At 61.7% G+C, this 21,637-nt stretch carries 18 protein-coding genes and 1 tRNA gene; 8 read left to right on the forward strand and 11 right to left on the reverse strand.

What is annotated here, in order from left to right; all coding sequences use genetic code 11:
* Positions 1-115 precede the first annotated feature (115 nt).
* Together ACZ5U1_RS16560 and ACZ5U1_RS16565 are read left to right on the forward strand one after the other, a co-directional pair.
* Positions 116-2,413: a glycoside hydrolase family 3 N-terminal domain-containing protein gene (locus ACZ5U1_RS16560; protein WP_464780232.1), complete on the forward strand. Its 2,298-nt coding sequence runs from the start codon at positions 116-118 to the stop codon at positions 2,411-2,413.
* A 143-nt stretch (positions 2,414-2,556) separates the two neighbouring features.
* Positions 2,557-3,642 (forward strand): NADH:flavin oxidoreductase, encoded by a 1,086-nt coding sequence (locus ACZ5U1_RS16565; RefSeq protein WP_464780233.1) that lies wholly within the window; start codon positions 2,557-2,559, stop codon positions 3,640-3,642.
* Positions 3,643-3,748: 106 nt separating this feature from the next.
* On the opposite strand, the gene ACZ5U1_RS16570 is transcribed toward ACZ5U1_RS16565, so the two are convergent.
* From ACZ5U1_RS16570 to xylB, 5 genes are all read right to left on the reverse strand, one after another.
* Positions 3,749-5,152 (reverse strand): sugar porter family MFS transporter, encoded by a 1,404-nt coding sequence (locus ACZ5U1_RS16570; RefSeq protein ID WP_464780234.1) that lies wholly within the window; start codon positions 5,150-5,152, stop codon positions 3,749-3,751.
* Positions 5,153-5,203: 51 nt separating this feature from the next.
* Positions 5,204-6,262, reverse strand: coding sequence for a LacI family DNA-binding transcriptional regulator (locus ACZ5U1_RS16575; protein WP_464780235.1), 1,059 nt, complete (start codon positions 6,260-6,262; stop codon positions 5,204-5,206).
* 159 nt (positions 6,263-6,421) lie between these two features.
* A complete protein-coding gene (locus ACZ5U1_RS16580; protein ID WP_464780236.1) occupies positions 6,422-7,324 on the reverse strand; it encodes an aldose 1-epimerase in 903 nt (300 codons plus the stop codon).
* Complete coding sequence (gene xylA / locus ACZ5U1_RS16585) at positions 7,294-8,607, reverse strand: xylose isomerase (RefSeq protein ID WP_464780237.1); 1,314 nt, start codon at positions 8,605-8,607, stop codon at positions 7,294-7,296. Before xylA ends, ACZ5U1_RS16580 begins: the two co-directional genes overlap by 31 nt.
* Positions 8,608-8,616: 9 nt before the next feature.
* Positions 8,617-10,062, reverse strand: a complete 1,446-nt coding sequence (xylB, locus tag ACZ5U1_RS16590) for a xylulokinase (RefSeq protein ID WP_464780238.1) — start codon at positions 10,060-10,062, stop codon at positions 8,617-8,619.
* Between the two features lie 45 nt (positions 10,063-10,107).
* Between xylB and ACZ5U1_RS16595 the strand changes: the two genes are divergently transcribed.
* On the forward strand, positions 10,108-10,299 hold the full coding sequence (locus tag ACZ5U1_RS16595) for a hypothetical protein (protein WP_464780239.1): 192 nt from the start codon (positions 10,108-10,110) through the stop codon (positions 10,297-10,299).
* Positions 10,300-10,548: 249 nt separating this feature from the next.
* Positions 10,549-11,309 (forward strand): IS5 family transposase gene (locus ACZ5U1_RS16600; RefSeq protein WP_464780240.1). Its coding sequence is split into 2 segments (ribosomal slippage): positions 10,549-10,879 and positions 10,879-11,309, totalling 762 coding nucleotides; the frame shifts between segments, so codons are not numbered across the junction.
* A gap of 61 nt (positions 11,310-11,370) precedes the next feature.
* Here the strand turns inward: ACZ5U1_RS16600 and ACZ5U1_RS16605 are convergent.
* A complete protein-coding gene (locus ACZ5U1_RS16605; protein WP_464780241.1) occupies positions 11,371-11,970 on the reverse strand; it encodes a DUF6538 domain-containing protein in 600 nt (199 codons plus the stop codon).
* Positions 11,939-12,013 (reverse strand) — tRNA-Gln (locus tag ACZ5U1_RS16610). The genes ACZ5U1_RS16605 and ACZ5U1_RS16610 overlap by 32 nt, the downstream gene beginning before the upstream one ends.
* Positions 12,014-12,135: 122 nt before the next feature.
* Here ACZ5U1_RS16610 and ACZ5U1_RS16615 point away from each other — a divergent pair.
* Together ACZ5U1_RS16615 and ACZ5U1_RS16620 are read left to right on the forward strand one after the other, a co-directional pair.
* Positions 12,136-12,657 carry a MarR family winged helix-turn-helix transcriptional regulator gene (locus ACZ5U1_RS16615; RefSeq protein WP_464780242.1) on the forward strand — a complete coding sequence of 174 codons (522 nt, stop codon included), beginning with the start codon at positions 12,136-12,138 and terminating at the stop codon, positions 12,655-12,657.
* A gap of 66 nt (positions 12,658-12,723) precedes the next feature.
* Positions 12,724-13,038 (forward strand): hypothetical protein, encoded by a 315-nt coding sequence (locus ACZ5U1_RS16620; RefSeq protein WP_464780243.1) that lies wholly within the window; start codon positions 12,724-12,726, stop codon positions 13,036-13,038.
* Positions 13,039-13,079: 41 nt separating this feature from the next.
* Here the strand turns inward: ACZ5U1_RS16620 and ACZ5U1_RS16625 are convergent, their stop codons facing one another.
* Positions 13,080-13,907, reverse strand: a complete 828-nt coding sequence (locus tag ACZ5U1_RS16625) for a transglutaminase family protein (protein WP_464780244.1) — start codon at positions 13,905-13,907, stop codon at positions 13,080-13,082.
* A 126-nt stretch (positions 13,908-14,033) separates the two neighbouring features.
* Between ACZ5U1_RS16625 and ACZ5U1_RS16630 the strand changes: the two genes are divergently transcribed.
* On the forward strand, positions 14,034-14,297 hold the full coding sequence (locus ACZ5U1_RS16630) for a hypothetical protein (RefSeq protein WP_464780245.1): 264 nt from the start codon (positions 14,034-14,036) through the stop codon (positions 14,295-14,297).
* Here the strand turns inward: ACZ5U1_RS16630 and ACZ5U1_RS16635 are convergent.
* The 3 genes from ACZ5U1_RS16635 to ACZ5U1_RS16645 are packed head-to-tail and all read right to left on the reverse strand — an operon-like array spanning position 14,232 to position 20,054.
* The gene (locus tag ACZ5U1_RS16635; protein ID WP_464780246.1) at positions 14,232-16,106 is read right to left on the reverse strand and encodes a response regulator; all 1,875 of its coding nucleotides are present in this window, start codon (positions 16,104-16,106) and stop codon (positions 14,232-14,234) included. The two genes, ACZ5U1_RS16630 and ACZ5U1_RS16635, sit on opposite strands and share 66 nt — an antisense overlap.
* The gene (locus tag ACZ5U1_RS16640; protein ID WP_464780247.1) at positions 16,096-16,959 is read right to left on the reverse strand and encodes a CheR family methyltransferase; all 864 of its coding nucleotides are present in this window, start codon (positions 16,957-16,959) and stop codon (positions 16,096-16,098) included. The genes ACZ5U1_RS16635 and ACZ5U1_RS16640 overlap by 11 nt, the downstream gene beginning before the upstream one ends.
* On the reverse strand, positions 16,956-20,054 hold the full coding sequence (locus ACZ5U1_RS16645) for a response regulator (RefSeq protein ID WP_464780248.1): 3,099 nt from the start codon (positions 20,052-20,054) through the stop codon (positions 16,956-16,958). Before ACZ5U1_RS16645 ends, ACZ5U1_RS16640 begins: the two co-directional genes overlap by 4 nt.
* Before the next feature lie 242 nt (positions 20,055-20,296).
* On the opposite strand from ACZ5U1_RS16645, the gene ACZ5U1_RS16650 reads away from it, so the two are divergent.
* Entirely contained in the window at positions 20,297-21,622 is a 1,326-nt protein-coding gene (locus ACZ5U1_RS16650; RefSeq protein WP_464780249.1) for an MFS transporter, read from the forward strand.
* The last annotated feature ends 15 nt before the right edge of the window (positions 21,623-21,637 follow it).

Raw genomic sequence — 21,637 nt, forward strand, 5'->3', positions numbered from 1 at the left:
GGGTGGCTTGCCATGTAAAGCAGCTTCACGAAAAAATGCAACTGAACTGTTTACTTTATGCGGATTAGGCGGCTATGCCTTGCTCGCTGCTGAACGAAAATATCCGGGAACCACCATGACAGTATCGCCGCACCCCCTGGAGCTTCCCCGCATGTCGCGCGACATCTCCGTCAGCCGCCGCTCGCTATTGATCAGTTCCGCCTGCCTTTTCGCGTGGCAGGCGTCAGGCATTCCGGCGGCGATGGCGGCTGTGCGCCGCCCGCTGTCCAGCCGCGTCAAATCGCTGATCGCGCAGATGACGATCGAGGAGAAGGCGGGCCAACTTACATTGATGCCGACCCCCTGGACGTCAGCGGCCGCTGCCAAGATCAACCCTGCCGCCGCTGTCAAAAATGTCGAGAATATGCTGGGCGACGCCGAATCTGGGCGGCTAGGCGGCGTGTTCAACGGCTTTGGCGTGGACGCGCATCGCAAGCTTCAGACTGCCGCGATGAAGGGGCGTCTCGGCATCCCGATGATCTTCGCGGGCGACGTCATTCATGGCTACCGCACCGTATTCCCCGTACCGCTCGGCGAAGCGGCCAGCTTCGACACCGCCCTGGCAGAGCGCTCCGCGCGCGCGGCGGCAGAGGAAATGGCGGCGACAGGTTTCGACTGGGTCTTCGCGCCGATGGTCGATATTGGCCGGGATGCCCGCTGGGGTCGGACGGTCGAGGGGGCGGGGGAGGACGTGCTGCTGTCGAGCGACATGGCCCGTGCCCGCACGCGCGGCTTCCAGGGCCGCTCGCTGGCCGATGTAGGATCGGTCGCGGCCTGCATGAAGCATTTCGCCGCCTATGGCGCGGCGGAAGGCGGTGTCGACTACAACACCGCCGATATTTCCGAACGCACGCTGCGCGAAGTCTATCTGCCCCCGTTCCAGGCGGCGATCGATGCGGGCTGTGCGACTGTCATGGCTGCGTTTGAAGATATTGCCGGCCGTCCCGTCCATGGCAGCCACGAGATGCTGACGGATATACTGCGCGGCGAGATGGGCTTCGACGGGCTGGTCGTCGGCGACTATAATGGCGATGTGGAAATCGCCGCCCGTGGCCTTGCCGCCGATGCCCGCGACGCCGCGCGCATCGCCATCATGGCGGGGCTCGACATGAGCATGGCGAGCGGCATCTATCGCGACCATCTCCCTTCCCTGGTCGCTGCGGGCGAAGTGCCGATGGAGCGGGTGGACGAGGCGGTCGGCCGCGTCCTCACGCTCAAGGAAAAGCTTGGATTGTTCGACGATCCGTTCCGCCGCATGGACCTCAAGCGCCAGCAGGTCCGCATGCGCACCAAGCCAGCCCTTTCCCTGGCGCGAGAAGCGGCGCAGCGTTCGATCGTGCTGCTGAAAAATGAGGGCGATTTGCTGCCCCTGCCGCGCGCGGGCAAGCGCATTGCCATCATCGGTCCCTTTGCCGAAGGGCAGGGCAACCTGCATGGCCCCTGGACCCTGTTCGCCGACAGCAAGGAAGCCGTGGACCTCGCAACCGGCATTCGCGCGGCGGTTGCCGACGCATCTCTGGTGACGGTGGTCAAGGGCAGCGAAGTCACCTCGCCGGTGGATGGCGGCATCGACGCCGCCGTCGCTGCTGCCCGCGCCGCCGATATCGTCATCCTCGCCATCGGCGAGCGTGAGGCCATGTCGGGCGAGGCATCCTCGCGCGACCTCATCGTCCTGCCCGCGCCGCAGCAGGCATTGGCCGAAGCGGTCGCCGCAGTGGGCAAACCCGTCGTCGTCGCGCTGCGCAACGGCCGCGCGCTGGCGCTGGAAGGCGCGGTGCTGAATGCGCCCGCAATCCTCGTCACCTGGTTCTTGGGATCGGAATCTGGCAACGCCACCGCCGACATCTTGTTCGGCGCGACCGGACCGTCGGGCCGCCTGCCGGTCAGCTTTCCGATTTCGCCAGGCCAAGTGCCCTATTATTACGCGCACCGCCGCCCCGGGCGCCCCACCAACACGCGCTTCATCACGGTAAAGAATGAGGCGCGCTTCCCCTTCGGCCATGGCCTGACCTACGGCAAGATCAGCTATTTGGACCTCAGCCTCTCCGCCAAGCAGATAGGGCGGGACGGGCAGCTACGCGCGACCGTGACCGTGAAGAATGACGGCAAGCACGCCGCGCGCGAACTGGTCCAGATCTATGTGCAGGATGTGGTGGCCAGCGTCACCCAGCCGATCCGTGAACTGAAGGCGTACCAGCATGTGGATCTCGCGCCCGGCCAATCGAAGCAGGTGAGCTTCACCCTCTCGGCCGCCGACCTCGCCTTCCTCGGCATGGATCTGAAACCGCTGATCGAGCCGGGTCAGTTCACCCTATGGGCCGCGCCCTCCGCCGAAGCTGAGGGCCTTAAGGTCATGTTCGAAGTCGCCGCTTAGAAAGGTCCCTTTTGGATCGATATCATCTTTCCACCCCTCCAAGCCTACCAAAAAGATTTTCTGCCCATTCAATCCGCCTTTGTGCTTCGTCTTTCTGTTTTTCGCTACGGGCCGTTAGGGAACCACTGTAGAAAGCCATATTTATGACGGATCTGTTCTGCCCGCTGTCCTTCAGCCGCGGCCCTGGCATGAAAAACCGGCTGATGCTCGCGCCGTTGACCAACCAGCAAAGCCATGCCGACGGCCGCCTGTCTGCCGCAGAGTATCATTGGCTAACGAAGCGGGCGAGCGGCGGTTTCGGCTTGGTCATGACGGCGGCTTCCCATGTGCAGGTGGTGGGGCAGGGCTTCCCCGGCCAACTGGGCATATTCGGCGACGAGCACCTCGAGGGGCTCACGCGGCTGGCAATAGGCATAAAGGAGCGGGGTGCGCTTTCGGCCGTCCAGCTACACCATGCAGGTTATAGAGCGCCGAAAGAGCTAGTAGGCACGCCTGTCTGCCCTTCTGATCATGACGAGACCGGGTCGCGCGGCCTTACCCTGGACGAAGTACACCAACTGCGGGAAGATTTCATTGCGGCAGCCCGGCGGGCGGAGGAGGCGGGTTTCGACGGCGTCGAGGTGCATGGCGCGCACGGCTATATCCTGGCCGAATTCCTCTCGCCCGAAGTTAATAAGCGCACGGATCAATATGGTGGCAATGCTGAAAACCGCGCGCGCCTTTTGTTCGAGATCATCGACGGCATCCGGGCCGCCTGCCGCCCTGATTTTCAGGTCGGGTTACGCCTGTCGCCAGAACGCTATGCGCAGCAGTTGGACGAGGTGGTTGCTGTCGCCTCTCGCGTGATGCGAGAGGGGAAGATCGACTATCTCGACCTGTCGCTCTGGGATGTGACCAAGGAACCGGAAGATGAACGGTTCAGGGGCCGCAGCTTGCTGAGCTATTTCACCGAACTGCCGCGCGGCGATGTCCGCCTGGGAGCCGCAGGCAAGGTGATGAGCGGGCAAACCGCCGCCTGGGTCGTCCAATCCGGCTGTGATTTCGTTACCATTGGTCGCGGCGCAATCCTGCGCCACGACTTCCCCGAACGCGTTCGCGCCGACGCCGCCTATGAATCACCTGCGCTGCCTGTCACGATTAGCCATTTGCTGGATGAAGGTCTATCGCCGCCGTTCATCGATTATATGAATAGCTGGCCCGGCTTCGTGGCGGATCAATCGGATAACTGATCCGCCGACGCTGGTTTGGGGGGCGGAGCTGACGACAGCCTCGCCCAACGTTTTGCTCCTGGTGGCTACGCAGGGGGAGCCAAGGCTACCGCTCGGCGCTTCGCCCTTATCCCTGCATGTCTTCCAGCTCGATGCCCTTGGTCTCCTTGACCATGCTGTTCACGAAGATCAGCGAAAGCAGCGCGAACGCCGTGTACATGGCATAGGTGAACGGCAGACCGAGATTTTTCGCGAGCCAGGGAAAGCTGGAACTGACGAGGAAATTCGCCAGCCATTGCGCCGCGCCCGCTATCGCCAGGGCCGAACCGCGCATCTGGTTCGGGAACATCTCGCCCAGCATGACCCACATAACCGGACCCCAGCTGAGATTGAAGAAAATGACGAAGATGTTTGCGGCGAACAGCGCGACCGTACCGGTTGCGCCGGGCATGTGCAGCACCCCGTTCACCATCTCCGTCTGACTGAAGCACCAGGCGAGGGTGCCGAGAGTCAGCGTCATGCCCGCCGACCCGATCAGCAGCAAAGGCCTGCGTCCCAGCTTGTCGATCAGCATGATCGAAACCAGACAGGCCAGGATCGACACAAGACCCGAAACGATGTTGATTTTCAGCGCGTCGCCTTCGGTGAAGCCAACCGCCTGCCATAGGACGGCGCCATAATAAAAGACGACGTTGATGCCGACCAATTGCTGGAAAACGGCAAGGCCGATGCCCACCCACACGATCGGCCGCCACCCGCCGTCTGGCTTGCGGATGTCGGCCAGGCTGGGCCGGTGATCATGGGAGATGGACGCGTCGATCTCCGCCAGCTTGCTCGTCGCGGCCCGATGTCCCAGCAATCGGGCAAGGACCCGGTGCGCCTCCTCCTTGCGTCCCTTCGCGACCAGGAAGCGCGGGCTCTCGGGAATGCCCAGCAGCGCCGCAAGGAACAGCAACGCGGGGAACGCCTGTACCCAGAACATCCATCGCCAGGCGGGTTGCCCGCCCCAGATGATGCCCAGCGACGATCCGGCAGTCTGCGCCAGATAATAGTTGGCGAAAAAGGCGCCGGTCAGGCCCGAAATGATCATGATCTGCTGCAAGCTCGACAGGCGGCCGCGTATCTCGGCCGGGGTCACCTCGCTGATATAGGCAGGCGAAAGGACGCTCGCGGCGCCGACGGCCATTCCCGCGAAAAAGCGGGCGAGGGCGAGCATCAGGGCGGAGCTGGCCGCGCCTGACGCGACAGCGCTCATGATGAAGAGGACAGCGGCGGTCATCATGACCGTCCTGCGCCCCCATATATCGGCAAAGCGCCCGGCCATGAATGCGCCCAGCGCGCAGCCGGGAAGCAAGGCGCTGACCGTCAGGCCCAGCTGCGTCTCGCCCAGCGCGAATGCGTGTTTCAGGCCGTCCTGCGTGCCGTTGATCGCGCCGGAATCATATCCGAACATGAAGCCGCCGATCGTCGCCACGGCCACGATACGCCCGATCAACGCCAGGTTGAGACCGTCCCGCTCAATTGCCTGCATGAAAGCCATCCTCCCTATGAGAGCGCTAACATCACCTTCTTCTCGTCTGCGTCAAGTGACTGATTGTAATTGTGCGTCAGACTCCCGCCGGACGAGTTCGAACGGCAGGAGAATTCGCTGCATGGTCACGGGTCGAGCATCGTCCTTCCGGCGCACTGACTCGGCCAATATGGTGATGGCGCGATAGGCCATCGCCGACACTGGCTGCCGAATAGTGGTGAGTTCCGGCCAGATCGTCGTGGCGATCGCGGTGTCGTCGAAACCGCAGACCGACAGCGCGCCCGGCACATCCAGGCCCCGCCGGTGCGCAGCGCCCACGACGGCTGCGGCCATGTCGTCATTTGCCGCGAAAATGGCCGTAGGGCGGGCCGACAGGTTGAGCAGGCGTTCGGCCGCTTTCATCCCTGATCTATAGGTGTAATCGCCTGGTACGATCAGCGTCTCGTCTATGCTGATGCCAAAGGATTCGAGCGCCCTTTCATAGCCGCGTCGGCGCAAGTGGCTCGCGGATTGATCGGGGCTTCCCGAAACATAGCCGATCCGCTGATGGCCCTGCTCCAGCAGGTGCGTCGTCATGGCGAAGGCGGCCGCCTCGTCGTCGATCAGGACGGCATGGGCATCGGGTGCGGGCTTCCCCGTCGCGACCTGTGTGACCTCCAGCCTATGGCTAGCAAGTGACGCCAGCAGCGTCTTATCGTCGCAGAGCGGCGGTGGCAGCAGCACGCCATCGACCCGGTGAGCCGCCAGCCGGGCCGCCAGGGCTGCCGGTCCTTCACTGTTGTCATGTTCTTCGATGATTAGTTCCGCATCGCACTTGCGCGCGGCCGCCAGACTGCCCAGAAGAAACTCGCTCAGATAGGCGGCGCTCGGGTTCGTGTGCAGCAGGACCAGCCTGCACTGACGCGCACCAGCCAGGTTGCGGGCTGCCGGGTTGGGCACATAGCCCAGCTTGCCGATCGCCTCCTGAACGCGATCGCGGGTGGCCTGAAGCACCCGGGGATCGCCATTTATGACCCGCGAGACGGTCATGGGCGAAACCTCCGCCGCGACCGCAACATCCGCGATCCTGGGTCCGTCTCGTCTTTTCCGCGCGTATTTCCTGTCGCTCATGGTTTTGATGTGCTCCCATCCAACCGCTATCGGGCCATCCTCTTGCGAGCAAGCCTGCGGTCTCTCTGGACTCCTTCGCCGGGTTAAAAAAAGGGGCGCCTTAAAGGCGCCCCAGGCGGAGAGGGAGGCGGCTCAAAACCTGCCTCACAAAAAAGGCGTTCAATTCGCTACTTCTTTCGTGATTTCGGCCGCCGAAAATTTGACGCCTGCCGAAAATACCTCATCCTTCAAAAGCCATTGCATATCGGGTGTGCCATCCGCATTCAGGGCGTCGGTGCTATGCGTCACCGGCTCAACACAGAAAAACCCCGCATCTTCCGGGGTATAAACCACCGTGTGCTGGAAAACCGCATCGGGCGTCATCTCCAGCGACAGCCCTCGGCTGGGCCAGTCAATTCGCAGCGGGCCAACCCTGTTGGTATAGACTGTATCGACTGATCGCCGCGTCACCGCCGCGCCACCCCACCAATCCAGGGCCTCTGCCCGCAAGTCGAGCTGTTCAGGCAGGCAGTCGGCGCTGTTCTGCCACTCGCCCCGGTGCAGACCATGATACACAGTGTCGGCGTCACATGGGAAATACGGATGAAAGCCCAGCCCTGTCGGCATCTCCTCTTCGCCCAAATTCACGATCGACAGGGTCATGGAGAGCCCTTCTCCCGAAAGCACAAATCGCTGTTCAGCGCGATAGGGCCAGGGCCACTCACCGCCTGGATAAAGATGCTCGAGCGTCGCACTGCTCTCGTCAGCCTGCATCACATTCCACTGTGACAACCAGCCGAAACCGTGCAGCGTATGCGGATGGCCTGTACCGGGAAAGTTCGGGGCAAGTGTGACCGTCCGTTTGCCCGCTTGGAAACGGCCGAAGGCAATGCGGTTGGAGAAAGGGACGAGGGGAAAGCAGGCAGCATCCAGCACGGATCGACCTTTATCTCGCCGGAAAAGGGGCATCCCGTTCCAGTCGAATTGCAGCACCGAACCGCCCCTGCGCGGGTCGATATCAATCCGATAGTCACCTGCCCCCAGCGTCAGCATCAGAAGCGGTTCGCCATATTTTCGAGCCATTCCTGACGTCCGGAGCGCGGCTGCGGCTGCAAGCCGCGTTCGGCCGCAATATCGGCAATCGACGCCAGCGTCGCATCTTCCTTGTGAATCGCTTGGCCAAGCTCGCCTTTCCACCCGGCATAGCGTTCGGCCCGGAAAGCATCGACGCGTCCATCCTCGATGATAGCGGCGGCCTTCACCAACGCATGCGCGATCGTATCGACTCCGCCAATATGGCCGTGGAACAGGTCCACCGCGTCGATACTCTGGCGGCGCACCTTCGCATCGAAGTTGAACCCGCCGGTCGTGAAGCCGCCCGCACGGATGATCTCGAGCATGGCCAGCGTCAATTCCTCCACCGAATTTGGAAATTGGTCTGTATCCCACCCGTTTTGATGGTCGCCTCGATTGGCGTCGATGGAACCGAAAATGCCCAGTGCGCGGGCCATGGCAATCTCATGCTCGAAAGTGTGGCCGGATAGTGTTGCGTGATTGGCTTCGATGTTCACGCACACTTCCTTTTCCAGGCCGAAGCGCTTGAGGAAGCCGTACACGGTCTGAGTGTCGAAATCATACTGATGCTTGGTCGGCTCGTGCGGCTTGGGTTCGATCAGGATCGTGCCGTTAAACCCAATGCGGTGCTTGTGATCGACGACCAGGCTCAGGAATCGTCCGAAATTTTCCTGCTCGATGCCGATTTCCGTGTTCAGAATAGTGTCATATCCCTCGCGGCCGCCCCAAAGTACGTAATTCTGTCCCCCGAGACGATGGGTCGCCTCCAGCGCATCGCGTACCTGACTCGCTGCCCAGGTATAGACTTCGGGATCAGGATTTGTGGCCGCGCCAGCCATGTAGCGCGGATGGCTGAAAAGGTTGGCGGTGCCCCAGAGAAGCTTGCGGCCATGTTTGACCTGCAGTTCCTCCAGATGATCAACCGCTTCGGCAAAGCTCTTTCGGAACGCCCCGATGTCGTCTGCGTCCGCCATGACATCGACGTCGTGGAAACAGTAGAAGGGCAGGTCCAGCTTCTCCACGAACGCCAGCGCAGCTTCCCGCTTTTCGCGCGCTGCCGCGGTGTCGTTCGGGCCGACGTGCCATGGGCGGCGAAATGTGCCACCGCCGAACACATCGCTGCCCGGCCAGCAGAATGTGTGCCAGAAGCACACCGCGAAGCGCAGATGATCTTCCATCCGCTTGCCAAGGACCACGCGATCCTTGTCGTACCAGCGATAGGCGAGATCGTTGGCGCTATCAGGTCCTTCATAGCGAACGGGGGCGAACTCGGCGAAATAGTCAGCGGACATGGGAAATCCTTATTGGAGTGATTTGAGCGCGGAACAGGCTGCGCGAAAACGGGCGAGACGGGGAGCGAGGCGATCCGCAAGGGCGGACTCCGGCTCAACGACATCTGTAATAGGAGGAGGGGCGCAGGCTTCGGCAATGCTGGCCCCGGTTACCGCCATTAAAGCGAGCTTTGCTGCGCCAAGAGCCGGCCCAACCTCTCCGCCGTCGAGATAAGCAAGCCGCACGTTCAGCGCCGATGCCAATATCCGTCCCCAATAGCGCGAGCGCGCGCCTCCGCCGATGACAGACAACTCGTTTATAGTCGTTCCGGCCTCTCGCAATACGGCCATGCCATCAGCATGGGCGAAGGCAACGCCTTCCAGCACTGCGGCAGCAATGCGCCCTTTGTCCGTTTCGTTACCAATGCCAAGCAGCGCGGCCCTGATGTGAGGGTCATTGTGCGGTGTACGCTCCCCAGACAGGTAAGGGAGGAACAATTCGGACCCGGTAGCAGGACCTGCCGCCTCCGCCAGGGAGAAAAAGGCTGCGACCCCCTCTAAGCCTGTCACTCGAACTCCCCAGTCCACGCAGGAGGCAGCAGACAAATGCACGCTCATCTGGTGCCACATGCCAGGTAAGCAGTGGCAGAAGGCGTGAACCGCGCGCCCCGGGTTCGGACGAAAATCATTTGTTGCGACGAAGATGACGCCCGATGTTCCCAGGGAAAGCAGCGCGTCCCCATCATTTACGACGCCCACGCCAGCAGCTCCTGCCGCATTGTCTCCACCGCCCGCGACAACGGGGATCGCTTCCATGCCCCAGGCCGAAGCGACCTCTCTGCGCAGCATCCCGGTGATTTGGTTGCCTTCGAAAAGCCGGGGCATTTGATCGCGAGCGAGGCCGGTCGCGTCGAGCATCGCATCGCTCCAGTCGCGTTTCGCAACGTCTAACCAGAGCGTGCCGGCACTATCCGCCATGTCTGACGCCTTGTCGCCCGTCATGCACAAGCGAACATAATCCTTGGGCAGCAGCACCGCACGGATCCGGTCAAAGAGAGCCGGTTCCTGCCGCTTGACCCAGAGTAGCTTGGGCGCTGTAAAACCTGGCATGGCCAGATTGCCGGTGATCACCCGAGATTGTGGAACAAGTGCTTCCAGTTCCCCGCATTCTGCGAAGCTACGACCGTCATTCCATAAGATCGCAGGCCGCAACGGCTTATCATCCGCAGCCAGCAGGGTCGCCCCATGCATTTGCCCCGCAAGGCCAATACCACGCACTTGAGCACGAAGCGCAGGTTCGAGTGCAAGGACGGCGCTCTGTGTCGCATCCCACCAGTCTTCCGGACCCTGCTCCGACCAGAGCGGATAAGGATTGGAAACGCTGAGCGGAACTGTCTCTGACGCTACCACCCGTCCGTCGATCCCGACGATGACGGCCTTGACGCCCGAGGTCCCAATGTCGATGCCGAGAAACATGCCTCACCTACTCCTACAAAATATGGTAGCGCTATCATAGATACCGTGCAAGCCGGTTTTGGCGGCGCGGCGTCCGATTTCATCGGTTATGTCGTGGGCAAACATTATGGCCTGACATGCTATGGTCAGATCATCGGCCTCATCTGTGCCATTGGTGCTGAAGGGGGACAGTCTGCGGCATCCTCGGCAGCAGGCATCAACCGGGGATTACTCCGGGAGGCGCTGCGGGAGGTCTGAAGGAGTCCGGCGGAACGGTTGCGGGGCCGTCCGGTTTCTTACTCCGAGAGTGCGGCCCAATTGGAGAGGTCGCATTGCCGGTAGCCCGACAGCAGCCGGCGGTCGATGATGTGGGCACGGAGGTGAACGTCAAAGCCTGGGACGGGGATGCAGGTTGGGGAACAGAAGCCGACTAGGTCGTAAACTCATAAAATGGCTTGAGGATTGGCCATTTGCATGATTCAGGGGCCTCCAGATTTGGAGGGTTTGATGGCACGGCGGCGGTATGAACTGACAGATCGGGAATGGGCGATTATCGAGCCCTTGCTTCCCAACAAGTCGCGCGGCGTGGCCCGGGTGGATGACCGTCGAGTTATCAACGGGATCATGTGGCGCTTTCGCTCGGGAGCGACGTGGGCCGAAGTGCCCGAGCGCTATGGGCCTTCGACAACCTGCTACAATCGGTTCGTCCGCTGGCGCAAAGCCGGGGTGTGGGACCGGCTGCTGGCAGCAGTTTCTGCCGGATATAATGGCGAACTGGTGATGATCGATTCCACCTGCATGCGCGTCCACCAGAATGGTGCGACGGGCAAAAAGGGGGAGGCTGCGATCGTGGCATGGGACGTTCCCGGGGCGGCCTTACCAGCAAACTCCATGCTCTTGTCGATGCTGACGGACGCCCTGTCAGCCTGAGACTGACAGGCGGGCAGGTCCACGACGCCTGTGAAGCCGAGGCGCTGATCGAGGCCATCCCCGAAGGCGCAACCCTGCTGGGCGACAAGGGATATGACAGCAATGCCATCCGTGAGGCCGCTGCCGCCAGGAACGTTTGGGCCAACATTCCCAATCGATCCAACCGCACGCAACGCTTCGCTTTCTCGCCATGGCTCTACAAACAGCGAAACCTCGTCGAGCGCTTCTTCAATCGCATCAAACAGTACCGCAGCATCGCGACCCGCTACGACAAAGACCCGGCCAACTTCCTCGCCGCCATCAAGCTCATCTGCGTTCGCCTCTGGTGCAACGCGTAATGAGTCTACGCGCTAGATTGCGCTCGCATCCCATCAGCATACCGGAGCAAGCCCAATTGGATCAGGTTCGTATGAATTGGGACCTTTCGAATCGCGTTGCTGTTTTCAGCTGCCGCCCGTCACCTTCCCTAAGGTCGAAAACCCATATGCCTTCCGTTTGGCGCACGTCCTCCAAACGCAGTTGGCAGATTTCCTCCTGACGCATTCCCGAAAACACAGCGATCAGGGGCAGCCAGAAATTCTCATCCCGAATGATGTACGTCCCCGGCTTCGACCTCCGGTGTTCGGATTGGCAACCTGTCCAGATCGGCGTCTCGAAGAGCTCCTTTAGTGCATCGATCACTACGAACAATTCCTCCGAGCGCAGATACGGACAGCGCGACAGGAACCGCGCTTCTCCTGCTTGGTGCGTATGAAGGCTGCATGTCAATTCGCTGCGTGCCAGCCATACGCGCAGCCCGATTGGGACCGCTCGCCGGAAGTGATAGACGCCCCCGCGTCGTACAGTATTCGGGATGCTTCCCATGCCCACAAAGCCCCAACTTTGTAGCACGGTTCTGTAGCAGACGCCCCACCACGGTTCCGGCGTCGTCCGAAAAGCCAGGTTTGGCAGTATGTTGGGAAAAACTTGGCTGGGGCGGCAGGATTCGAACCTGCGCATGGCGGCATCAAAAGCCGCTGCCTTACCGCTTGGCGACGCCCCAGCATGTGTGCGGCGACCGCCGCGCGGGACGGCATATAGCGTCTGTTGCGCGAAAGGAAAGCCTAGTCATGTCACTATGGCTTCGCCAATATGCGGGCTTCGAAATCTTCCTGGACGCCCCGCATGAATGCAAACAGTTCGCCCGCCAATGCACCGGTTTCGCAGATCACGCCTGCGTCGCCCCTCTTCCTGCGCGAGGATGAGATTCGGCGGGGGATCGAGATGCTGTATTTCGGCTATTCCGCGCTTACCCGGTCGATCGACGACGGGCTTGCGGCACAGGGGCTAGGGCGTGCGCATCACCGCGCGCTGTATTTTATTTCGCGTCAGCCGGACCTGACGGTGAAGGAATTGCTGCGCCTGCTGTCCATCACCAAGCAGTCGCTGGGCCGGGTGCTCAATGACCTGATAGAGCGTGGCTATATTGAAACGCGGCAGGGGGCGAGCGACCGGCGGCAGAAGCTGTTGCGGCTCAGCCCGTCGGGCAAGATGCTGGAGGCCGAGTTGTTCCGCGCACTGCGTGAAAAGATGGCGGCGGCTTATGCGCAGGCGGGGCAGGGGTCGGTGACGGGCTTCTGGCGGGTGCTGGAGGGGCTAATCCCCGACACAGATCGATCGATGGTTTCCGGCCTGCGTAGCCGCTGACCCACAGGCAACCATAAGGCTGGCTAACGGTTGGGCTGATGCGTTTGACAGCAAGATGAGGGAAGCATGAAAGCATCAATTGTGGCCGCTTTGGTGATTGTCGCAGGGGTGGGCCTGTCGGCCTGCTCGGAAAAAGCATCTGATAGCCTGGAAAATGCGGGGTCGGCGATTGGCAATGACGTCAGCCGGGCGGTCGATCAGGCAGGAGCGAAGATCGACAATGGTCTTGATCATGCCGAACGGGCGATCGACAGAGGCGCGAACGAGATCGGTGCGGCGACGAGAAACGCAACGCAGGATGCAAGGCGCGAAGCCCGGGAAGTGAAGGAAGATGCGGGTGCCGCTATGGAACGCGCGGGGAATGACTTGAAGAGGGATTGAACAAGCGGCGTGAGTCTCAGGGCTAAGATTCTAACGCCCACTCATGCCTGAGATTGACCGGATAGCCGACTGAGCGCTGCGGCAACATAGCGGCGGCGCTCAGGATCGCGGCTGATCTCCAGCATGGCGCACAGGCTCCCCCGGGCGGCTTCCACCTCGCCATGTTCCAACTGCAATCGGGCAAGCGCCCACCAGCCTGCATCATGTTCGGGTGCAACCACCGTCATACGCTCATAGATCGAGCAGGCCCGCCATGTGTCGTTCGCCTGTTCCGCCCGAGTGGCCTGATTGAGGAGCAGGCGCACAAGGGTCATGCGGTTCGACATCGGCTCAAGGGTCGAAACGTTTTGCCTGCCCGTCGATGCGGCGACCGTGAAAAGCCCGGCCACTTGCCCGGCCTGCACCAGCGCGCCGCCACGGAACGGATCAATGATCGCCGGAGCCTCATCAGGCCCGATGCTGACCAGGACATGGCCGGGCGTGTTCAGCGCATGCGCTTGCCATCCGGCGCGTCGGGCGGCTGCGACATAGAGGATGGAAAGGCTGACCGGCAGCCCCCTTCGACGATCCAGCACCCGGATCATGTCGCCGTTCAAGGGCGCGTCGTAGGTCAGGCTATCGCCTTCAAACCCGAACTGGCCGCTGAATATATGCGCGAGAAGGGTGCCCTGCGCTTCTCCCGATTGCAGATCATCATCATCGATGTCCGCTCGTTCCGCCTCGATCGCGTCGCCGATTTCGCGCAGCAGGGCCAGATAGGGTTCGACGTCGATCCCTTCATGGTCCAGAGCGCTCAACATCAAGGCGGCGCTGTCCAGCTCGATCTCTTCGTCAGCCAGCAGGCCGATATAAGCGATGCTCTCGTTCATGCGGGCACCGCGCAGTTAGACGTACGCGATAGCCGATGGCGTTGCGGGAAAGCGGCAGTGAATTTTTCCATGCCCCCTACATGGTGGCTATTGCGCGAATTTGCACCATCTATGGTAGGAAAGGGCATGGCGAAGCGGAAAAGACGATATCTGACAGCAACGATGCCGGACGGATATGTGAAGCGGATCGGGCCGACGACCGACCCCTTCACCCATTATTGGCGAATCGTTGCCGAACTGGAAAATGGCAACACCGAAATATTCTGGGGTCATGTCAAATCGCTCGCCGAGGCGAAGAGGAAACGCACTGCGGCAGAGGAGGCATCAAGGATGCGCGGGTGGCGCAGTTTCCTGTTCGAAATCGCCGAACTGACTGTCGAGCCCGCCTGAAACAGCCCCGCTATTTTCCTCACACAGCTTGCCACTACAGTGCATTAATGCCTTCGGATCAAACGGTTTGCTGATCAACAACCGATCCTGAAACCGCTCAGGAAGGCTCTCGCGCCCATATCCTGTGACGAAGGCGAAAGGTATCTCCCTTTCCGACAGAGCAGCCGCCACATCGTCGACCGGCATGCCTTGCAAATTGCCATCCAGTAGTGCGGCGTCGAAATCCGCATGCTGTATCAACGCCAGAGCCTCTTGCGCACATCCCGCTATGGTGACGGCGGCCGCGCCATCCTCCAAAATGCTGGCAATCTCCATCGCCACAAGCGGTTCGTCCTCGATGATGAGGAAACTGCGCCCCGCTATCGCGCCGCCTTGCACCGCCAACGCCTCTTCGTTCAGATTCATGGCGGCACTGGCGGTGTTGATGCGGCTGATCCGTGGCCCGCAGGGTAGTGTCATGGTCCAGCAAACCCCGCTTTCCTCATATTCCACGCTGGCCTGGCCGCCTTCCGCCTTCAGGCTACGTTCGATCAGAGCCGTGCCAAACCCTCTGCGTGAGGGTGGAGTGACGGGCGGCCCGCCGCTTTCCACCCAGCGGATTAACAGCCGGTCCCGCTCCATCTTCCACGAGAGTGAAACCGTTCCCGCCGGAATGCAAAGCGCGCCATATTTATGCGCGTTGGTCACCAGCTCATGCAGGATGAGTGCGACGTGCAAAGCCAGCTCAGGCGCCAGTTCCAGTTCCGGCCCTTCGATAGTCAGTTGCCCAAGATCGATAGCGCCAATGTCGATCTGCCCATTGACCAACTCCCGCAACGACGCGCCTTGCCATGTCGTGCTGCTCAGCAACGAGTGCGCGCGGGCGAGGGCGTGGATGCGCCCGGTGAAGGTTGGCGCAAAGTCCGACGGACCCGATGAATGCCGCAATGTCTGCACCGCGATCGCCTGAACCGAGGCGAGGGTGTTTTTGACCCGATGATTGAGTTCCCCAATCAGCAGGCGCTGCGTATCCTCTGCCCGCTTCCTTTCCGTCACGTCCAGCACCTGGACGTTGACCGACACGAGCCGCCCCTGTCCATTGAGCAGCGCAGAGCAATAGCATTCGCATTCCAGCGTCGGCCCCTCGGCCGTCCGCATGCGCAGATGCTGGACCGCGCGAACGGATCGCCCGGCGATAAGGTCACTCATCAGGCTGTCGAACGTGGCCTCGTCTTCCGGGTCGATCCATTTCAGTTCGTCCGCCTTGAAGCCAGCGACTTCCGGCGCCCGCCATCCAAACAGCCGCTCTGCCCCATTGGACCAGGCCACAATGTGCCGCCCGGCATCGAATTCGATGATCGCCAGCGGGGAATTGTCACTATGGGCATGCAGCCGGGCGAGGGCGGCGGCAATCTCGTCGCGCTGCCGGGCCAGTTCCTGCCGCTGCCCGAATAGCTCGACGAAGACCGCCGTCTTGTTGCGCAGGATATGCGCGTCGACCGGCTTCAGCAGATAATCGACCGCGCCTGCTTCATAACCGCGAAAGCGCCGCCGTTCATCAGTCGCGACCGCCGTCAGGAATATGATCGGGACCCTGCGTGTCCGTTCGGTGCCGCGCATCAGTTCGGCGAGTTCAAAGCCGTCCATGCCCGGCATCTGCACATCCAGCAGCGCAAGTGCGACATCATGCACCAGCAGCAGTTCGAGTGCCTGAACGCCAGATCGCGCCTTGAGCAGTTCGACGCCTTCTCCGGCGAACAGGGCATCCAACGCCGTCAGATTTTCCTCAACATCGTCGACAGCCAGGATCTTGGGCCTTTCAGGCGGCATGACGCAGATCCTCCATATCCTTGACGTTGCGGCGGTAGATTTTTTCCGCTTCGTGGAAGTCGGCGAAGGCTTCGGAATAGCGAGAAAAGCGGAGCGTTTCCTTAGACCCAAGCCCCAGGAACCCGCCGCGCACCAGCGATCCGCCGAACAGCCCAAGCGCGCGGTCCTGCAATTCTCGATCGAAATAGATCAGCACATTGCGGCTCGACACCAGCTGCACTTCGGCAAACACCTCGTCACTGGCGAGATTATGCTCCGCGAACACCGCGCGGCGGCGCAGCGTCTTGTCGAAGACGGCGGCGCCATAGGCGGCGGTATAATAGTCGGACAGCGACCGCTTGCCGCCAGCCAGCCGGTGATTTTCCGTGAACTGCGCGATGCGGTCGAGATCATATATCCCGGCCTCCGCCTTCTTCAGCGCGGCGGGACTGATGTCCGTGCAATAGAAGATCGTGCGATCCTCCAGCCCCTCTTCCCGAAACAGGATCGCCAGCGAATAAAATTCCTCGCCATTGGCACAGCCCGCGATCCAGATTTTGAGCGACGGATAGGTGCGCAAATGCGGCACCACCATTTCCCGCAGCGCCCGGAAATAGGCCGGATCACGGAACATCTCGCTCACCTGAATGGTCAGGAACCCCATCAGGTCTGCGAACACCGCCGGGTCGCGCAGCAGCAGATGCTGGAGTTGCGACAGGCTTTCGCATTCATGCCGTTGCTGCGCGCGGGCAAGGCGGCGATGCAACGAACCACGCGAATAGCCGCGAAAATCATAATGATAATGCCGCCACAGCGCCTCCAGCAGCAAATCGAGTTCCAACTCCTCGTGAGGTGCGAAAACCTCCTCACTCATCGCGGCATCCACACACGCGTGAGGCTCAGCAGCTTGTCGACGTCCAGCGGCTTGGCGAGATAGTCGTTCGCGCCCGCGTCCAGGCAATCCTGCTGATCGCGCGCCATCGCCTTGGCGGTCAGCGCGATGATCGGCATCTGCCGACCCCATGGCTGCGACCGGATTTCCCGCGTGGCGGTCAGGCCGTCCATCTCCGGCATCATCACGTCCATCAGCACCAGATCGACCGGATCGGACAGCCCGCGCGCCGCCTCGTCCAGCGTCTGGAGCGCCTCGCGCCCGTTGCGCGCGATACGCACCTTCGCCCCATGCGGCTCGAATATGGATGTAAGGGCATAGACGTTGCGAATATCATCCTCGACCACCAGGATTTCGCGTCCATCCAGCGCGGCGTCGCGGTTCAATGACTTGGCGATCAGCGCCTGTTGCGGTTCGGGCAGGTCCGACACGACCTGATGCAGGAACAGCGTCACCTCATCCAGCAGCCGTTCGGGCGACTTCGCGCCCTTGACGATGATCGACTTGCTGTAGCGCCGCAGCCGCATCTCCTCTTCCTGGGCGAGGTCGCGCCCGGTGTAGACGATCACGGGCGGGAAGCCGACGGCTTCGTCGGCGCTCAGCCGCTCCAGCAGATCGAGGCCCGACGCGTCGGGCAGGTTGAGGTCCAGCACCATGCAGTCGAATGTTTCGCGGCCAAGCAGTTCGAAACATTGCGCGGCAGAATGCGCCTCCACCGTCTCGACATCGCGCGACGCCAGCAGCAGCTTGACGCTTTCCGCCTGCTGGGCATCATCCTCGACCACCAAAACGCGGCGCATGCGCTGCGCCATGCGTGCTTCCAGCCCTTCCAGCATCTCGACCAGCGCGTCGCGCTTCACCGGCTTGAACAGATAACCGATGGCGCCGCTGGACAGCGCCGCCTGACTATCGTCGTCAACGGATACCACATGAACCGGGATATGGCGGGTGCGCACGTCCCGCTTGATCCGGTCCAGCACCGACAGGCCGGTATGATCGGGCAGGTTCATGTCCAGAATGACGGCATTCGGCACATATTGCCGCGCCATCAGAGCGCCCTCATCCGCAGTGCTGGCGATCAGGCACTGAAAATTCAGTTCGTGCGCCACATCGCAGAGGATTTTGGCGAAGACAGGATCATCCTCAACGATCAGGATGACGCGGGCGTCGCCCGACAATCTTTCTCGATCGTCCTGCGTAGCGGGGCCTCGGCGCGGGCGGCTGGGCTTGGGATTGGATGGCGCGGATCGGAACTGCTCGGCAGGCCGTATCCTGTCCGCCGATGCCGCCGCCGCGCCGTCATACCGCTCGGGCAGGATCAGCGTGAAGGCGCTGCCTTCGCCAGCAGTGCTTTCCACCTGCACTTCGCCGCCCAGCAACCGGGCGAGTTCACGCGAGATGGAAAGGCCAAGGCCGGTGCCGCCATATTTCCGGCTGACCGTGCCGTCCGCCTGGCGGAACGCTTCGAAAATCACCTGCTGCTGCTCGGCCGGGATGCCGACGCCTGTGTCGCGCACGGTAAACGCAATGCGCCCATTTGGCGTGCTGTTCACGCTCAGCTTGACCGATCCACGCTCGGTGAACTTGATCGCATTCGACAGGAAATTCTTCAGCACCTGCTCGATCCGCTGAGGATCGCTTTCCATCTCGGCTGGCGCGTTGGGGGAGGGGCTTGCATCGAAGGCCAGCCCCTTGGACTGGGCGGACGGCGCGAATATCGCTTCCATCTTCTCGGTGAGCGCGCGGATGCTCATGCGGCGGGGCTGCAATTCCAGCTTGCCCGCCTCGATCTTCGAAATATCGAGAATGTCGTTGATCAAGGTCAGCAGGTCATTGCCCGACGTTTCGATCGTCTCGGCGTGACGGACCTGGTCGGGGGAGAGATTGCCGCCGCGATTTTCCGCCAGCAACCGCGCCATGATCAGCAGCGAATTCAGCGGGGTGCGCAGTTCGTGGCTCATATTCGCCAGGAATTCGGATTTGTAGCGGCTCGCTTGTTCCAGTTCGCCCGTCTGGTTTTGCAGCGAATGCTGTGCCCGGGTCAGGTCGTCGCGCTGGATCTCCAATTGCCGCGCCTGCTCCTCCAGCTGGGCGTTGGTTTGTTCCAGTTCCGCCTGCTGCGCCTCCAGGCGTGCGGCCGATTCCTGCAACTGGCGGCTTTGCTGCTCCAACTCCTCATTATTGGCGCGCAGTTCTTCGCTCTGCGCCTGCAATTCCTCCGCCTGCTGCTGCGTTTCCTCCAGCAATTCGCGCAGGCGCGCACGATATTTGCCGGAACGAATGGCGACACCCAACTGCCCCGCGATCCTGTCCAGCAACGCCAGCGCATCGCCATCGGCGTCCTTGGGAAGCCCGAGTTCTATGACGGCATTGATCGTGCCGTCAGCCTGCGTGGTGCTGATCAGCAGGTTGTCCGGTTTCGATTGGCCCAGCGCCGATCCATAGGACAGATAGCCCTCAGGAACATCTTTGAGGAAAAAGCTGCAACGATCGCTCACCGCCTGTCCTAGCAATCCGTCTCCCACCGAAAAGCGTTCGGGCAGGGGTGCATCGGCGGGAACAGCATAGGTGGCGTAGCGGCGAAAACCCTCGCCATTGGCGATATAAAGCGCTCCGGCCTGCGCCTGAAGATAATCGGCCATGAACGTAAGAGCGCTCGACGCCAGCGTATCCAGCGGCTGTTCGCCACCCACTGCCTTGGCAAGGCCGACTTGCCCATTTTGCAGCCATTCCTCCCGCGATATCGCCAGGCGGTTGCGGATGAACAGGACGCCGACAATGGCCAGTATCCAGCAGGTCACGCCCGCCAGCGAACGGTTGGTGATGGCAACCTGTGGATCGACGCCGGCCGGGGCGAAGGTGAATCCGACGATCATCAATAGCGTCGCGGCTGTTGCAACGACGATCGGGACTAGTGGACGCCGGGCGACATAAGACAGCACGAGCGGCAGCAAATATGCCACCCATACGGCGGTTCCCAACGGAAAGATTATATCGGCCAGAAAGGGAAGCGCGAGCAGGACGGCCAACGCCGCATAAAGCCCGGCCTGCGTGATCGTCGATTTGAATTGCTGCATTTTAAAAAAAGAGCCCCTGTGACGCTCCAAGCGCACAGGAAGCTCGCTCCCCCTTTAGACCCATTCCCTGATCGAACATCCAAACCCTGCAATACAGAGCCGTCAATTCCATCCCGGCGGTCTCCAACGACCCGAGCGAACATTGGTTCCACGATATTCACGCTTCACCACTTCACGCCCTTGTTCACTCGGGCGGTTCGCCTCTATGCAGGCGTCTGGGAGCAGGAAGGGCAGGAGGGGCTATGCTGACGGGGACGAACACACCGGCCGTTGCGGCGACATCTGGCGTCAGCAAGCGTGAGCTACGGACGGTCGTGGGCGCCAGCCTGATCGGCACGATGATCGAATGGTTCGACTTCTTCATCTATGGCGTGGCTTCGGCGCTGGTGTTCAACCGCCTGTTTTTCCCGTCTTTCGATCCATTGACCGGCACGCTGCTCGCCTTCTCGACCTATGCCCTCGGCTTCCTCGCCCGACCGCTCGGCGGCGTGGTCTTCGGCCATTTCGGTGACCGGATCGGGCGCAAGACGCTTCTCATGATCAGCCTGCTCACCATGGGCCTGTCGACCACGGCCATCGGTTTGCTGCCGACCTATCAGCAGATCGGAACCTGGGCGCCGATATTGCTCGTTCTGCTTCGGTTGTTGCAGGGCTTCGCGGTCGGCGGCGAGTGGGGCGGGGCGGTCCTTATCGTGGCGGAAGTCGCGCCCGCGTCGCAACGCGGTTTCTGGACCAGCTGGCCGCAGGTCGGCGCGCCCGCAGGCAACCTGCTCGCCGCTGCCGTATTCGCCGCGTCATCCGCGCTGCTGACGGAAGCGGACTTCATCACCTGGGGCTGGCGCATTCCCTTCCTTCTGTCGATCGTGCTGGTATTCGTGGGCTGGTGGCTCCGCCGCGCCGTTTCGGAAAGCATGGTTTTCGCGCGTGAAGCGGCCGCAGGCGGTGTCGAGCGCTTCCCGGCGGTAGAAGCGATCCGGCGCAAGGGCCGGGCTTTGCTCACCGGAGCCGGGCTCCGCTTTGGCGAGAATATCTGCTACTATGTCGCCGCGACCTTCTCGATAACCTATTGGACCGAAATAAGGGGCGGGGACCGTTCGCTCGTCCTGAACGCGGTGTTGATCGGCTCTGCCCTTGAATGCCTGACCATGCCCTTTTTCGCCGCACTGTCGGACAGGATCGGACGCAGGCTCGTATATGGCGCGGGCGCGATATGCGTTGCAGCCTGGTTCACGATCTTCTTCTCCCTGCTGGACAGCGGGACGATCTGGACCGTCGGACTGGCAATCACCATCGCGATGGTAGCGCACGGCGCCATGTATGCGCCCCAGGGCGCGATGATCACCGAACTTTTCCCGACGCGCCTGCGCTATTCGGGTGCCAGCATCGCCTATCAGGCGACCTCCATCGTGGCAGGGTCTCTCGCCCCCATCATCGCCCTGTCATTATACAAGGCGAGCGGCGGAACGGGCATGGTCGCCGCCTATGTGATAGGCGGCCTGCTCCTCACCCTGATCGCCGTCGCTGCCGCCCCCGAAACGCGCGGAGTGGATTTGAACAGCGTGACCTGATGAGAGCGACGCTCT

The organism is Sphingobium sp. TomTYG72 (assembly GCF_055394715.1).